Origin of the sequence: Kitasatospora viridis (genome assembly GCF_007829815.1) — a bacterium.
Taxonomy (GTDB): Bacteria; Actinomycetota; Actinomycetes; order Streptomycetales; family Streptomycetaceae; genus Kitasatospora; species Kitasatospora viridis.
Genome location: NZ_VIWT01000003.1, coordinates 215499 through 230711, shown reverse-complemented (window position 1 = coordinate 230711; position 15213 = coordinate 215499). Strand labels below are relative to the sequence as shown.

The window sequence follows — 15213 nt, the reverse complement described above, 5'->3', positions numbered from 1 at the left end:
TGTGACGTCAGGGTGCTTGAGGGGCCGAGGAGTTGCGCGTATGCCGATGACGCGCACGTTTCCATTTGCCGGATCTTGGCCGGGCCGCCCAGGACATGGTCCGCCCCGTCTCCGCACGCGGTCGCCACGGACATGGTGACGGTGATCGCGAGCAACACGAACAGGACCGCCGTCGCAGCGCTGCGGTGCTGCGGCCGTCTCGGCACCGAGGGCACCTCAGTCCCCGGCGCCCTCGACGGGAGGCGGCGGCGGATCGAGCGCCACCGGGGCCGCCAGCGCGCCGACGATCGCATCGGCCAGCAACTGGCACTGCGCATCGGGCAGCCCGAGTTGATCGCTGCGCTCCAGCGCGGCCGTCCGGATCAGCCGCAGCTCGGCAACGGTGAACTCCGGGGCCGGGTCGGCCGCCTCACCCGGGCCGGCTGTGCCGCCCGCACCGGTGAGGCGCCGGCGCAGGCGCCGTGCCAGCGCCGCGGCGCCCGCCCAGACGGCCTCGCCGGTCTTCTGCGTGACCGTCTGCCAGACCTGCGTGCACATCTGCAGTGCCGCGGCCGTCACCAGCACGTCGCCCGTGTCGACACCGAATCCGAGCAGCGCGTCCCGCTCCCCGGAGGAGGACAACCCGCCCGCGAAGAACGCACCACTCAGGTCCTTGAACAACGGCATCTCGCCCGGCGCGACTTCACGCACCACCGCCCGGCTCCAGGCGGTCACCACGGATGTGTCGACGTGGTCCATCGCACCCTCAACGGCTTTCGTCACTCTCACATGAGAGCACAACTCGCTTGCTTCGGTGGCTGGTTCGGAGATCTGTTGCCGAGCCCGGGGCGTTCCTCGCCCGAGTGCTGGACGGTTGGTCGGTGGGTGGAAGCGGTGGGACGGTGCCGTGCCGGACACCGGCGAGCCATTGAGCAGCCTTGCGCCGCGTCGCGAAAGCACCTGCTGTCGGAACTCGCCGCCGCGCCGGGCACCGCTGCCGGTACGGCCTTCGACTACGGCCGGCTGTACGCGGCCCAACGCCCTTTGGCCGAGGAGGCGCTGGCTGCCACGCCGGCTGCCTGGCGGCGGGCCCGGCGGCAGCGGCTCTGCACGCCGGGCCGCGGCGACCAGCCTCGGGGCCGACCGGCTACTTGAACGGGGCCAACCGGTTGCCGAGGGCGGTGTACTGCTCGGTGCGGTTCTTGAGGACGCTGGTGACGATGCCCCGAAGTAGTGTGAGGGCGTCGATCAGCTCCTGGAACACCGGCTTGGTGCCGGGAAGTTGACCGGCTATCGCGATGGCCCGGTCGATGTCGGCCGACAGTGCCACCTCGATCCCCTCCAGCGCTTCGGTCTGCGCGGTCGCCATCGCCGCCAGCTCGGCCGCCTGGGGAGCCAGGCCCCGCCAGCGGTCCCTGATCTCCAGCAGGGTGGCCCACTGGAGGTCGGCCGCGAGGTCCTGCCAATCCTGCTGGCCGATCCGCCGAACCTGTGCGCCGGTCAAGGCGGTCAGCACCTGCTGCATCGTCCGGAGCTCGATCGGGCGGTCGTTGGCGACCAGCCAGTCGATGACCTTGCGCCGGTGCGCGGCGAAGGCGGCGACGCCCTGGCCGTCGGTGCTCGCGATCAGCGCGCGCAGGATGCGCTCGCCCAAGGCCAGCACTCCCTCGCCGGTGGCCGCGTAGGGGACGGTCAACCGGCGGGTGCCGGCGTCGTACGTGACCTCCGTGCCGGAGCCGGCCGGAACCGGTTCGAGCTCGGACAGCGCACCCTTCAGCGCCGTCGTGAACTCATGGATCTGACGCAGTGTCCCCTTGTGGGTGTCGGACAGGCCGGTCCGGAAGAAGCCGGCGTAGCGCGGTCCGATCACCTTGCTCTGCTGCAGCAGCGCCTCGATCCTCAACGTCCCGGTCTTGGTCGGGTTGTCCTCCCAGGCCTTCCTGGTCTTCGTCCAGTCGTCGTTGGCGATCTCGATGGCACCCTGGTTCATGCAGTCGTTGCTCCGGATCCAGGCCCGGTTGACCACCAGTTCCACCCAGGCCAGCGCGGGCCCGAGCTCGCCGCCCCGATCGCCGGTGCGCAGCAGCGTGCACTGGGCCGGGATCCGGCCGGGCACCCGGTAGCGGCCAGGATGCTCCTCGATCAGCTCGGCGAGCCGGGCGGCGGCCTCGGCGAAGGTGTCGGCGTTCGCCGCGGCCGCCGTCGGCGTCAGGTAGCCCCAGGCCCAACCTGCCCGGTAGGCGTAGTCCTTGACGGGGAAGTCGGGGCCCTCGTCCAGGGCGTGCGACACTTCGTGGACGAGGACCAGCGCGCGGGGGGTGAGCAGGTGGCCGGGCGTGCTCACCAGCCTCGCTCGGACCTCGATGTTCTGCACGGCCAGCGGCGGTTCCTGGGTGATGGTGGTGTTGGCGTTCATGGCAGGCGGCAGGGCCGGGCTGACCACCACCTTGCTCTCCAACTGCCCCAGCCGGACGCCGAGTCGCCGGAACCTCTCGTAGAACGCGATCTCCACGTCGTTGGTCGCGCCGTGGCCGAGCACACCGGTGTCGTGCAGGGCCGGCCGCTTTCCGGCGGTGACGATGGCGTCGATCTTCCCGCGCAGCAGTCGGAGGTTCTGGGTCTCGGTGGCGGAGAGCGGCTGGTTCAAGGCGGTCCTTCCAGGGTCCGGTCCTGCGGCGGGGGAGCGCCGCAGGGCCGGATCCTGGCCGATGCCGATGGACAACGGATAAACGGAACCCCGGAGTTGGGATTCCGCCCGGTTCCGTCCGGGCCGTCAGCCCCCGAACGGCTGCGGGTGGCTGCCGTACGGACGGGTGAGGATCTCCAGGCCGTGGCCGGCCAGGTCGAGGAAGTAGACGCCGCGGCCGCCGTGGTGGTTGATCTCGCCCGGCAGCTTGAAGTGCGGATCGGCGTAGAAGGTGAGGCCGGCCTCCCGGATGCGGGCGAAGGCGGCGTCGAACTCCTCATCGGAGACGAGGAAGGCGTAGGCGTCGGACCTCGTCGGTCCCATGTTCGGCCTGATCTCAGGTGGGACTCGGGAGCGTACTTCGACGACCCACACCGCCGGGACAGCCGGGGCTATGACGGTGGGGTTGGCCGCACCTCCGCCCGTCGGCGAGCCCAAGGAGGCACGGGAGTAATCGGTGGCGGGACCGGGCGCGGATGGGGGAGACTCCGGCGGTGCGTGATCTTCTCAAGGCGTCGTCGGGACTGTGGTTGCGTCGATGGTCGTCCGATGATGTCCAACCCGTGCTGACGGCGTTCGCCGATCCCTTGATGCGAGGGCAGGCCCCTGAGCCGGTCACGACGGTGGGTGACGCCGAGCGGTGGTTGTCGGCCCAGGCGGAACGGTGGGTGGCGGGTTCCGCCTTCGCCTTCGCGGCGGTTGACGAAGCGGGTGTCGTACTGGGCAATGTCGCCGTGGGGGCGGTTGACCGACGTCACCGGGCCGGTTGGGTGTCGTACTGGACCACGCCGGCGGCTCGGGGACGCGGCGTCGCGGTACGGGCCTGCCGGTCGCTGACCCAGTGGGCCTTCGACGATCTCGGCTTGTTCCGGCTGGAGTTGGGCCACCGTACCAACAACCCGGCCTCCTGCCGGGTGGCTACGGCCGCCGGGTTCGCGGTGGAGGGGCTGCAGCGTCAGAAGCTGGAGTACGACGGCGCCCGTTTCGACGTCGAACTCCATGCGCGGCTGGCGACGGACTCCGCGGAGCCCGGGCCGGCCCAACCCCGGGGCGCACATGACCAGGCCGCCCCGGGACCGCGCCTCAACCTGTAGCTCAGAGGGTGTTGGCCGCGCGCGCTATGTCGGCGGCGAAGTGGGACACCTGGCTGTACACGCCCGGGTAGCCCGGGGCGCCGCAGCCCGAGCCCCAGCTGACGATGCCGACCTCGATCCACTTGCCGTGGTCGTCCTTGCGGAACATCGGCCCGCCCGAGTCGCCCGGGCAGGTGTTGACGTGGCCTCCCAGGTAGCCGGCGCAGATCTCGTCGCTGGGCACGAAGTTGTCCCCGTACTCCTTCTTGCAGGTCGCGTCGTCGATGAACGGGACGGTGGCCTTGCGCAGGTAGCGCTGCTGGTTGCCGCTCCCGTCGTCGCCCCAGCCGACGATGGTGAAATCGCCCTTGTCGTAGTTCCCGTTGGTGACGATGGGCAGGGTGGGCAGGTTGAAGGGCTTCGCGAGCTTGATCAGTGCCCAGTCCTTGCCCCATCCCATGTAGCCCGGGGCCTCGTAGACCTTGGTGGACTGGATGGAGACGGCCTTGCCCGACTGGAGGTCGACGCTGCCCCCGGTGACGGTGATCCTGGTCTCGTTGCGGGTTTCGCCCACGCAGTGCGCGGCGGTGAGCACGATGTCCTTCTTGTAGAGGGCGCCGTCGCAGCCCGTCGACAACCGGACCACGAACGGGAACTCGCCCTCGGTGGCCCGGTTTCCGCCGATCACCCGACCGGGGCCGCCGGAGGGCACCGGCTGGGCGGCGGCCGGGGCGGTCGGCTGGAGGGAGAAGGCGGCGAGGGCGACGGCGCCGGTGGCCAGCGCTCGTCGGGGGGTGAGCATCTTGCGCAGCAGGGTCAACGCGCTTCCATTCGCGGGTAGGGGGATCCGACGCCTCGGCGGCGTGGATCGGCACGTGAACCAGGTGACTCCACACGCTCATCAAGCGGGAGGGGCCTGCTCTGCTGAGTGTTGTGCGTGAGGCGCACCTGACAACTCAGAGAATTCCTGCCGTGCCCTCACGCGGGCAATAAGGGACGGCTGGAATACGTATCCCTACAGGAACCGGCGCCGCACGACGAGCACGTACGCAAGGAGACTGACGATCGGTCACCGCGCACAGCCGCTCCCGCTGCTGAGCCGCTGTGCACGGTGACCGGTCGGACGGCCGCTACGGCAGGGTCCACCGCTGGTTGGTGCCGCCGTTGCAGGTCCAGATCTCCAGCTGGGTGCCGTCGGTGGTGCTGGCGCCGGGGTCGTCGAGGCAGAGGCCGGACTGGGCGCCCTTCAGGGTGCCGTCGGGCTGCGGGGTCCACTGCTGGTTGGCGCCGCCGTTGCAGGTCCACTGGTCGACCAGGGTGCCGGCGGTGGTGCCCTGGCCGATCACGTCCAGGCACTTCCCGTCGTGCTGGAGTTGGCCGTTGTTCCAGGTCCAGGTCTGGGCCGGGTCGGTGGGGTCGCAGGTCCAGAGGATGGCCTGGCTGCCGTCGGCGGCGGAATCGCCGGAGTCGTCCAGGCACTTGCCGGTGAGGCCGGACGGAACCTGGCCGGTGAAGGAACTGCCGCCCGGGGCACCGGGGGTGAGGGTGAAGTTGTCGAACTGGTCGGTCTGGTAGCCGGTGACGCCCAGGCCGGCCATGCCGGAGGTGAAGGAGTAGTCGGTGGCGCTGCCGACCGTCTGGCCGTCGATGGCGGCGGTCAGGGTCGGGCCCTGCATGGTGAGGGCGAGGGTGTGCCAGGTGTTCAGGCCGGGGGCGGTGACGGTGCCGGCGGCGAGGGTGGTGAAGTTCCAGGCGAGGTCGCTCTTGACGATCTGCCAGGCGCCCGTGCTGCTGAGTTGCAGGTGGTAGGCGTTGAGGCCGTTGTTGTTGTGGCTCTGCTGGTTCACCCGGCCCAACACCTCGGTGCTGCCCGGCTGTTCGAACATGGTGTCGGCACTGACGGTGTAGTTGACCCAGCTGCCGTCACCCATGATCGTGTACGGGGCGTTGTCCGACTCGCTGGTCCAGCGCAGCGGGGAGGCCGGGGCCATCTGGCGCAGGCAGGTGCCGGTCCGGCCGCCGCCGCAACCGACGGTCTGGAAGGCGCCGTTCATGTCGGAGAAGTACTTCGGCGAGCTGGTGGTGGCCGGCTTCTCGAAGGTGTCGGAGTAGGGCAGGCTCAGCGGGGCGGCCGGCGGCGGAGTGGCGGTGCCCTTGCCCTGGCCGGTGGTGGTGGTCACCGAGTAGACGTAGCCGGGCTGCAGGGTGAGCGAGTAGCTGCCGTTCACCGGGGTGAGGTCCTGCTGGTGGACGAAGTAGTCCGCCGGGTCGGAGGAGTTGAGGTCGGTCGCCCAGACGTGCACCGTGCCGGTGGACAGGCCGCCGGTGACGGTGAACGTCGCGGTCTGGGCGGCGGTGGCGTCCATCGTCTCGATGATGCTGCTGTAGTCCGAGTTGTTCGGGGACTTCAGCGAGACGTAGCTGCCGTTGTTGCGGTTGCCGCCGAGGTAGCCGCCGGCCGAGTCGAGGTACTGCCAGCCGGGCTGGGTGAACTGGGTGGTCTGGGCGATCGACCAAGTGGTCTTGCCGACCGAGTAGTTGCCCGACCACGGCTGCTGGGCCAGCGACAGGCCGTCGCTGCTGAACTGCAGGTTGGGGTAGACAGCGGCGACGACCGGCCAGTTGATGTAGGAGGTGAGCTTGGCGTCGAGGTAGTCGCGGTTGAGCGCCCGGGCGACCGGCGCGGCGCCGGTGGTGGCGTCCTGCGAGCCGTTCTCACTGGCCCACAGCGGCTTGTTCAGGCCGACGGCGGTGGGGGTGCTGGAGCAGGAGCTCATGGCGCCGAGGTAGCCGCAGGGGTAGTGCATGCCGACGATGTCGATCGCGGAGTTCAGCGCGGGGTCCTTCGCCATGTCGGTGGCGAGGCTCCAGTCGTAGCTGTCCGCCGCGACCACCTTGGTGCCGGCGTGGCCGTTGGCGACCAGGGCGCTCTTGAAGTCCTCGTACCAGGCGGCGTTGTAGCCGTTCTCGTTCCAGCCGCCGACGTAGTCGATCGGCAGGTGGTGCTGGGCCGCGCAGCCGAACCAGCCCATCAGGTAGCTGATCATGTCCTGGGACCAGAAGTACGGCTGCCCGGGGGAGGGGTTGGCCGGGTCGTTCACCCCGACCCAGCCGGGTGCGCCCCAGGCCAGGGCGTAGATCTTGATGGCGGGGTTGCGGGCCTTGGCCTGCTCGGCCAGCCACCACTCGTAGCCCTGGTCGCAGTCGACCGTGCCCTTGGTGTGCTGGTAGCTGGCCTCGGCGCCGTCGGTGGTGTTGGTGTCCCCGCCGATCTCGATCTTGAGGGTCTGCAGCGAGGCGCCGTAGCCCGGCTTGAACAGGTAGTCCAGGATCTGGCTGCGCTGGGGTTCCGGATAGTCCACCAGTAGACGGGAGTTGCCGCCGCCCCCGCTGATCGCGCCGACGCCGTCGAAGACCCGCCCGGTCGCGTGACCGTCCACGGTGATGGCCGTGGAGGCCGGGGCGGGTGCCGCGGCCGCTGCGGCAGGGGCGGCGGCCGGTACGGCCGCGAAGGCGCTGGACAGCAGGAACGCGGCGGCGACGGCCGCCTTTCTGAGTGTGCGTCCGGGGACGCCCAGGACGCGAAGAGGCCCGTGCAAGGGGGATGCCTTTCGACTGACACCCGGAAGCGGCGTTCCGCAGCCGCTTCCGAACGGCGGGGTGGGGGAGCGGCCGCAAGAACTCACGTGTCAACGGATACGACCAGATGCGCACACTAGGGCTGGAGTGAGTCGGCGGTCAATGGGCCGCCTCGCGATTCGGTTCGGGAATGCAGGGAATCGACTTCACGGTTGCGCCGCGAGTGACCCCGCGGAGTCCTCGGCGACCGCTGAATCGGTGGCCGGCCAGCCGTGCGGGGTTCGGCGGACTTCGGGTCGACGGGGTGCGCAGAACACCTGCCGCGCTGGGTCCGATCGACTCGAAGGTGCAGAAACAAGCAGGTGAGAGCCATGAAAGGAGAGGTAGTGCCAGGAGCTGAGCCCGTCCGCACCCCGGTGGTCGCCGGATACTCAGTCAATTGGTTCGCAATTCGTGAGTAGTTCCTGGCGCAGGTATTTCCGGACTTCCGTCCAGGCTTTCCGTAACAATGGGATATCAGTCGACCAGGTGTGTGTTTCGGGTCTCTTGACGGGGAGTCGACAGGCCGCTTCCCTGTGACGGTCGCGTTTGGTAGTGATGACATGCGATCGGTTCTGTTGCATCCGGTCGTGGGGAGGACTTCCCCCACCCCTACCTCCACCCCCCACTCCCAGGAGGTCCCCATGGGACGCCTTCCACGCCCACTGCGCCGCATGATCGCCGGTGCAGTGGGTCTCGGGCTCTCACTCGCGGCCGGGGTCCTGCCCGCGGCCGCCGCACCGGCCGCGGCCGGCACCGCCAGTACGGCCACCGCGACCCAGTCGGTGACGATCGACGGCACCTCCGCCGGCCGGACGTTCGACGGCATGGGCGCGATCAGCGGAGGCGGCGCGACCTCGCGCCTGCTGGTCGACTACCCGGAGCCCGAGCGCTCCCAGATCCTGGACTACCTGTTCAAGCCGGGCTACGGCGCGAACCTGCAGATGCTCAAGGTCGAGATCGGCGCCGACGCCAACTCCAGCGACGGGCCCGAGCCGAGCCACATGCGCAGCCGGACCGATCTGGACTGCAACCGCGGCTACGAGTGGTGGCTGATGGAGCAGGCCAAGCAGCGCAATCCCGCGATCACCTTCTACGGCCTGGAGTGGGCCGGGCCGGGCTGGTTCAACGGCGGGATGTGGTCGCAGGACAACATCACCTACCTGAACAACTGGCTCGGCTGCGCCCAGGGCCACGGGCTGACCATCGGCTACCTCGGTGGCTGGAACGAGGTCGGCTACGACAAGGGCTGGTTCGAGAACCTGCGCACCTCGCTCGACGCGAACGGCTACTCCGGCACGAAGCTGGTGGCGGCCGACACCGACGACGCGAGCGGGACGGTCGCCAACGACCTCGCCACCGACCAGGCGTTCAACAAGGCCGTCGCGGTGTGGGGTTCGCACGGCGTCTGCTGGCACTCCACCCCGGCGTACACCGGCTGCCCGGTTCCCAGTGCGGCGCTGGGCCTGGGCAAGCCGCTGTGGCAGTCCGAGGACGACAACGACAGTGCCGGCGCCGACCCGTCGGCGCTGGCCCGCAACCTGAACCGCGAGTACCTCGACGGAAAGGTCACCGCCGACATCAAGTGGGCGCTGACCAGTTCCTGGCCCGCCCACCTCCCGTACTACGGCTCCGGCATGATGACGGCGGACCAGCCGTGGTCGGGCGCCTACTCGGTGGACCGTGACATCTGGGCGATGGCCCACACCACGCAGTTCGCCCAGCCCGGCTGGCAGTATCTCGACACTGCGGGCGGCTACCTGCCCGGTGCCGGCGCCAACGGCGACCCGCACAGCGGGAGTTACGTGACCCTCAAGTCCGGCCAGGACTACAGCACCGTCATCGAGACCACCGACGCCACCACCCCGACCACCCTGGACTTCAACGTGACCGGCGGATTGTCCACCGGGACCGTCCACGTCTGGGCGACCGACATGGCGTCGGCCGACCCGAGCCAGTGGTTCCTGCACACCCAGGACATCACCCCGCAGGGCGGCGCGTACTCGCTCACCGTGCAGCCGGGCTACCTCTACACCGTCACGACCACCACCGGCCAGGGCAAGGGCACCGCCGTGCCGCCGGCCCGGGCTGCCCTGGCGCTGCCGTACACCGCCGACCTCGGCCAGGCCGCGATCGGCTCCGCCGTCCCGTACTTCCACGACTGGGCGGGCGCGTTCGAGACCGCCCCGTGCCCGGCCGGCGCGGGCGCCGTCAACTGCGCGCGCCAGGTCCTCACCACCGCGCCCATCCCCTGGCACACGGACATGGGCTACACCCCGCTCACCCTGGTCGGCGACCCGGACTGGACCGACTACCAGGTCGGCGTGGACGCCCAGTTGGAGCAGACCGGCTCCGCCGAGGTGCTGGGCCGCCTGGACCACATCGACCACGACCACTCCGCCTACCACCTGCAGATCACCACGGGCGGCAGCTGGACCCTGTTCACCGAGAACACCTCCGGTGCCGACACCACCCTGGCCACCGGCAGCTACTCCGGCAGCGGCCCCGGCACCTGGCACCACCTGCAACTGGCCATGCGGGGTCCGTCGATCACGGCGTCCGTCGACCACGTCCAGGTCGCCTCGGTCACCGACTACAGCCACAGCGGCGGACAGTCGGGCCTGGGGGTCGGCGGCTTCCAGAACGCCGACTTCGCCAACCTGACGGTCACCGCGCCGGCCGGCCCGGCCGTCAGCAGCCTGGTGAACGCCAACAGCGGGATGTGCCTTGACGTCACCGGCGCTTCCACCGCCGACGGTGCCCAGGTGATCCAGTGGACCTGCGGCGGGGGCAAGGCCAACCAGCAGTGGCAGCTGGTCCCGGTCGCCACCGGCACCTACGAGCTGATGTCGGCCGACAGCGGCAAGTGTCTGGACGTCACCGGTGCCTCCACCGCCGACGGTGCCCAGGTGATCCAGTGGACCTGCGGCGAGGGCAAGGCCAACCAGCAGTGGCAGCTCGTTCCGGTGCCCGGGGGCAGCACCGACCAGGTGGTGTCCGTCAACAGCGGCAAGTGCCTGGACGTCACGGGCTACTCGCAGACCGCGGGGACCCAGGTGATCCAGTGGACCTGCGGCAGCGGCAAGACCAACCAGGAGTGGACCGTCTCCTGAGGGCCGACCCGCCGTGACGCGGCCGGTGCCCGGGACCGCCGGGTCCTGGGCACCGGCCCGCGTTGCTACGTGCCCGCATCCCCGTCCGGGGCCACCTGGTAGACGCTCGACACCAGCTTCCGGCTGGTGCCGAGCTTCTTCAGCACCTTGGCCACGTGGTTCTCGGCCGTCCGCGGCGATAGCGACAGGGACTCGGCGATCTGCTGGTTGGTGGCCCCTGCGGTGAGGAGGCCGGCGACCTGGTGCTCGCGCGGTGAAAGGCCGTCACCGTACCCGGGGCGGCCGGGCCCGCGGCGGACGAGGCCGAGGTCGCGCTGGAGCTGCTTGCAGCGCGCGGCGTCGGCGGTGGCCCCGAGGTCGGTGAAGAGCGCCAGGGCCTCGGCCAGCGGATCGTCGGCCGCCCCGGGCCCGCCGCGGTGCCGCGCGCCGGCCTCCCGCTCCAGGGCCCGGGCGGTCTGGTACGGGCGGCCGATCTTCCGCCACGCCTGCACCGCGGCGGCGAAGTGCCCGGCGGCTGCGGCCGGTTCGGCCTCCAGGAGCAGCAGGCCGTGGACGAGCTCCACGTCGGCGGCGGCCGCCGGGGCATCGCGTCCGCGCAGCGCCCGTTCGGCCTCGGCGCCCAGCTGCTCGGCAGCCGTACGCCGACCGCAGGCCAGCGCAGCCTCGACGGCGGCGGGTAGCAGGCCGGCGGTCCGGGGCCACGCGGCGGTGTGCCGCACGGTGGCCACGGCCCGGTCCGCGACCGCCCAGGCGCGGGCGGGGTCGCCGACCGAGAGGTGGACGGCGCACAGGCCGGCGGCGGCCCGCAGCTCGATGCCGACCAGCAGCTGCTCGGCGGCGATCCGGGCAGCCTCGCCGAACAGGTCTCGGGCGAGCGCCAGTTGGCCTTGGGCGGCGGCGAAGGCCCCGGTCAGCACCGCGCGTTCGGCGCGCGGGCCGCCGGCGGTGGGGTACTCGGCGACGAACGAGTCGAGGCGTTCGGCGAGTCCGTCCCACCGCCCGGCGAACGCGTCCAGCCGCAGCAGGGTGCCCCGGGACAGGAACCCCGTGATCGGTCTGCCGGTGTGCGCGGCGAGCTGCCCGGCCTCGGTCGCCAGCGCGGCGGCCCGCCGGTCGTGGCCCAGGTAGGAGGCGGTGTCGGCGACGTTCTGCAGGGCCCGCGCGCTCTGCCGCAGCAGCTCGGTGTCCGCCGCCCGGCGCGGCAGCCGCTCCGTCAATTCCCATACGCCTGCACTGCCCTGACAGGCCATCAGGGTGAGGCGGGTGGCGTGGACGGCGGCGGTCAGCGCCTCGCTGCCGCTCGCGCGGGCCGCGCCGTCGGCGCGCTCCAGCCAGGCGCGGGTGTACTGCGGGCCCTCGGCCTCCTTGAGGGCCAGGGCCACCATCGCCCGGACGGCGCGCTCGGGGCGGCGGTCCGCGAGTTCCCCGGCCGCCCGCTCGACCTCGTCGAAGCCGGCGGCGACGGCGTTCTCGGTCAGCAGCCCCAGGCCCAGGCTGAGCCGGATCTCGCCACGGGTCTCCAGCGACAGGGCGGGGTCGGCCACCAGCCGGCGCAGCAGGTCGACGTCGGTGCGGAAGTCGACGCTGCCGGCGGCGATCGCGGCCAGCGAGAGGGCGGCCCGGGAGCGCGCCTCGCCCCGCAGCTCGGGCTGGTCGAGCAGCCGGCGCAGCAGCGTGGCGGCCGTGCCCCCGTCCCGGACGGCGATCGCCTGGTCGGCGGCCTCCTGCGCGCGCAGCAGCCACCCGGTCCGGTCGCCGGCGGCGAGGGTGTGGTGGGCGATCCGCACCAGCGGGACCGGGGTCTGGGCCTGGAGCAGTTCGATGGCCCGCCGGTGCAGGCGGAGCCGGGCGGGGGTGGGCACGTGCTCGTGGACGACCTGCTGGGCGAGCACGTGCCGGAAGGCGTACGCGCCCCGCTCCTCGCCCTGGTCCTCGTGCAGCACCGAGGCCAGGAGCAGCTCGGTCAGCGCCTCGGCGCCCTGCTCCGTGCTCAACCCGGCCAGGGCGGTCAGCAGTTCCTCGCGCGCGGGGACGGCGAGCACGGCGGCCGCATGGGCGACCGCGACGGCGGCGGGCGACAGCACGGCGAGCCGTTCGAGGACCACCTCGCGCAGCCCGCGCGGCACGGCCGCGTCCTGCAAGTGCTCCAACGCCCCGCGGTGGCCGGGGGTTTCGCCGTGCTCGGCGAGCGTGATCAGGTCCTCCTCGGCGGCCAGCGGCAGGCCCTGGCTGCGCTGGTACAGGGCGGCGCCGAGCGCGGTCGTGGCGTGCGGGCCGAGGGCGGCGGCCGCCAACTCCCGCACCTCGGGCTCCGCCAGCGGGCCGAGCCGGATCGTGGACCCGCCGGTGCCCGGCTGCCGGTGGTAGGCCGCGCCGAGCACGGCGCCATCGGGTGGCAGGTCCTCGTCGCGGTAGGTGAGCACCAGGCCGAGCTGCGGCGGCAGGTCGCGGGCGAGCAGCAGGAGCAGGTCGCGGGTCGCGTCGTCCGCCCAGTGCAGGTCCTCGACGACCAGCGTGGTGGGCCCGAGGGCGGTCAGGAACGACCGCACGGCCTGGACCAGGTGGAAGCGCTGGGCGGAGGCGTCGGCCGGCGGCAGCGGCGGGGGTCCGAGCAGCTCGGCGAGGTCGGGCAGCAGCGGGGCCAGCGCGCCGGTGGTCGGCGGGAACACCGGGCTCCGCGTCAGGTCGGCCTGGCGCAGCGCGTCCACCACCGGCCCGTACGGGAGCGGTTCGCGCAGGGGGTGGCAGAAGCCCGTCAGTACTTGGTGGTGCTCCGCGCGCAGCAGCAGGCCGGCCTCGCGCACCAGGCGGGACTTGCCGATCCCGGCCTCGCCCTCGACCAGCACGACCGCGGGGGGATTGCGCAGCGCGGCTAGCAGTCGCCCGAGCTCGCGGCGTCGACCCACCAGCGGGAACCGCCCGCCGTGGGCGGCGAGTCCGTCGTCGAGGTCCTGGGTCACCTGATCTCCACCATGGCGAGCCACCCTAGAACGCGCGGTCGAACGGCGGCAAACACGTCCGGGGTGATCGGGCCGGGCGGGGGATCACCGGTGCGTCGCCGCCCGTCTCACCTGGCGTCGCTCCCTGTCCGGGCTGACGACATCTGGGCTATTGTGTGCGGAATTCTCCAAGGCGTCTGCACAAAGGGATTCATCGTGTCTGATACGGACCGGGTGGTTGCCGGACGGTATCGGCTGCTGGAACGAATAGGCGCCGGCGGCATGGGCACCGTGTGGCGGGCCGAGGACGTGCTGCTGGGGCGCAGCGTCGCGGTGAAGACCATGCGGATGTGGCCCGGCCGCAGCGACGAGGAACTGGCCACCCTGCTGGAGCGCACCCGGCGCGAGGCGCGCAGCGCGGCCCGGATCAACCACCCCAATGTGGTCGCGGTGTACGACGTGGTCGAGGACCAGGGCCTGCCCTGCGTGATCATGGAGTACGTGCCGTCCCGGACGCTCGGCGAGCTGCTCCGCGAGGACGAGCCGCTGCCCGTCGCGCAGGTGTCCCGGATCGGGCGCGACCTGCTGGCCGCGCTCCGCGCGGCCCACGCGGCGGGCGTGCTGCACCGCGACGTGAAGCCGGGCAACGTGCTGCTCGGCACCGACGGTCGGCTGGTGCTCACCGACTTCGGCATCGCGGTCGCCTCCGGCACGACCACGCTCACCAGGACCGGTGAGCTGATCGGCTCCGTCGACTACCTGGCGCCCGAGCTGGTGAAGGGCGGTGAGCCCAGCCCCGCCTCCGATCTGTGGGCCTTGGGCGCGGTCCTCTACGAGGCGCTGGAGGGCCGGCCGCCCTTCCGCCGCGGTGCGACCTTCGACACGGCGTACGCGATCACGGCGGAGCCGCTGGAGCCGCTGACCCGGGGCGGCGACCTCGTTCCGCTGGTGGAGGGGCTGCTCGCCAAGGACCCCGAGGCTCGGACCTGCGCGGTGGGGGCGGAGCGGCTGCTCGGCACGCCGGGCGCCAAGTCGGGTGCCAAGGCGGCCGCCGAGCGGGCCACCGAGCGGGCCACGGCCGTGCTGCCGCGCCCGGCGGAGCCGGCCGCGACCGCGACGGTCAGCGCCCCTGAAATCAGCGCGCCGACAGCGCGTCCCCGCCGACGGGTGCGGCGCACGCTCGGCTGGACGGCCGTCGCCGTGGCCGTGAGCGGCGCGACCCTGGCCGGCCTGGTGCTGCTGCCCGGAGCAACCCACCGGGTGTCGGGGGCGGGGCCGACCACGGCCGCCTCGTCCGCGCAGGTCTCACCCCTCGCACCGTCCGTGCTGTCCGGGCCGTCCCCGGTCGCCAAGGGCTACCACCTGCAGGCGGAGCCGGACCTCGGCCTCTCCGTCCCGGTCCCGGACGGTTGGACCCGCAGATCGCTCACCGAAGTCGGCGAGACCGCCGGGTGGGCCTACGTCGACCCGGGCAAGCAGATCAGCCTCCGCGTCGGCATGGTCAACCGCCCCGCCACCGTCCCGCTCCAGTTCCTCCAGGAGGACGAGGCGCTGTCCGTCACCAAGGGGAACTTCCCCGGCTACCAGCGCCTCGCCATCCAGGACACCTCCTACCGCGAAATGGCCGCCGCCACCTGGGACTTCACCTTCCAGGGCCACACCGGCGAATACAGCGCCGCGGCTATGGCCTTCGGCAGGTCCGGCACCCGGTACATCGTCTACCTCTCCGCGCCGAGCGCCGACTGGGCCCGCAACCGGTCGGTCTTCGACAACGCGCTGGCCGGCCTTCGGCTCGACCGGTAGCG

At 71.8% G+C, this 15213-nt stretch carries 8 protein-coding genes and 1 pseudogene; 3 read left to right on the top strand and 6 right to left on the bottom strand.

The genetic code is table 11. The features are described 5' to 3' along the window. Positions 1–216 precede the first annotated feature (216 nt). The 3 genes and pseudogenes from FHX73_RS31525 to FHX73_RS31515 form a co-directional block, all read right to left on the bottom strand. Positions 217–738 (bottom strand): hypothetical protein, encoded by a 522-nt coding sequence (locus tag FHX73_RS31525; RefSeq protein ID WP_145909351.1) that lies wholly within the window; start codon positions 736–738, stop codon positions 217–219. A 388-nt stretch (positions 739–1126) separates the two neighbouring features. Beyond that, positions 1127–2626, bottom strand: a complete 1500-nt coding sequence (locus tag FHX73_RS31520) for a hypothetical protein (RefSeq protein ID WP_145909350.1) — start codon at positions 2624–2626, stop codon at positions 1127–1129. Positions 2627–2752: 126 nt separating this feature from the next. Beyond that, positions 2753–2965, bottom strand: a pseudogene (locus FHX73_RS31515) (VOC family protein); the annotation flags it as partial. Positions 2966–3159: 194 nt separating this feature from the next. Between FHX73_RS31515 and FHX73_RS31510 the strand changes: the two are divergent. After that, on the top strand, positions 3160–3759 hold the full coding sequence (locus FHX73_RS31510) for a GNAT family N-acetyltransferase (RefSeq protein ID WP_246214001.1): 600 nt from the start codon (positions 3160–3162) through the stop codon (positions 3757–3759). Between the two features lies 1 nt (position 3760). On the opposite strand, the gene FHX73_RS31505 is transcribed toward FHX73_RS31510, so the two are convergent. Both FHX73_RS31505 and FHX73_RS31500 read right to left on the bottom strand, forming a co-directional pair. Then, positions 3761–4558: a S1 family peptidase gene (locus FHX73_RS31505; RefSeq protein ID WP_425461461.1), complete on the bottom strand. Its 798-nt coding sequence runs from the start codon at positions 4556–4558 to the stop codon at positions 3761–3763. A 310-nt stretch (positions 4559–4868) separates the two neighbouring features. After that, positions 4869–7337, bottom strand: a complete 2469-nt coding sequence (locus FHX73_RS31500; protein WP_281292753.1) for a ricin-type beta-trefoil lectin domain protein — start codon at positions 7335–7337, stop codon at positions 4869–4871. A gap of 663 nt (positions 7338–8000) precedes the next feature. Here FHX73_RS31500 and FHX73_RS31495 point away from each other — a divergent pair. Continuing rightward, a complete protein-coding gene (locus tag FHX73_RS31495) occupies positions 8001–10469 on the top strand; it encodes an RICIN domain-containing protein (RefSeq protein ID WP_145909348.1) in 2469 nt (822 codons plus the stop codon). Between the two features lie 65 nt (positions 10470–10534). Here the strand turns inward: FHX73_RS31495 and FHX73_RS47370 are convergent, their stop codons facing one another. Then, on the bottom strand, positions 10535–13429 hold the full coding sequence (locus FHX73_RS47370; protein ID WP_281292751.1) for a helix-turn-helix transcriptional regulator: 2895 nt from the start codon (positions 13427–13429) through the stop codon (positions 10535–10537). Between the two features lie 195 nt (positions 13430–13624). Here FHX73_RS47370 and FHX73_RS31485 point away from each other — a divergent pair, with 195 nt between their 5' ends. Then, positions 13625–15211 (top strand): serine/threonine-protein kinase, encoded by a 1587-nt coding sequence (locus tag FHX73_RS31485; protein WP_145909347.1) that lies wholly within the window; start codon positions 13625–13627, stop codon positions 15209–15211. Positions 15212–15213 lie beyond the last annotated feature (2 nt).

What these genes read in the sequence shown, in the direction of transcription:
- FHX73_RS31525 (WP_145909351.1), bottom strand. Translation starts at nt 738, where the DNA reads ATGGACCACGTCGACACATCCGTGGTGACCGCCTGGAGCCGGGCGGTG.
- FHX73_RS31495 (WP_145909348.1), top strand. Translation starts at nt 8,001, where the DNA reads ATGGGACGCCTTCCACGCCCACTGCGCCGCATGATCGCCGGTGCAGTG.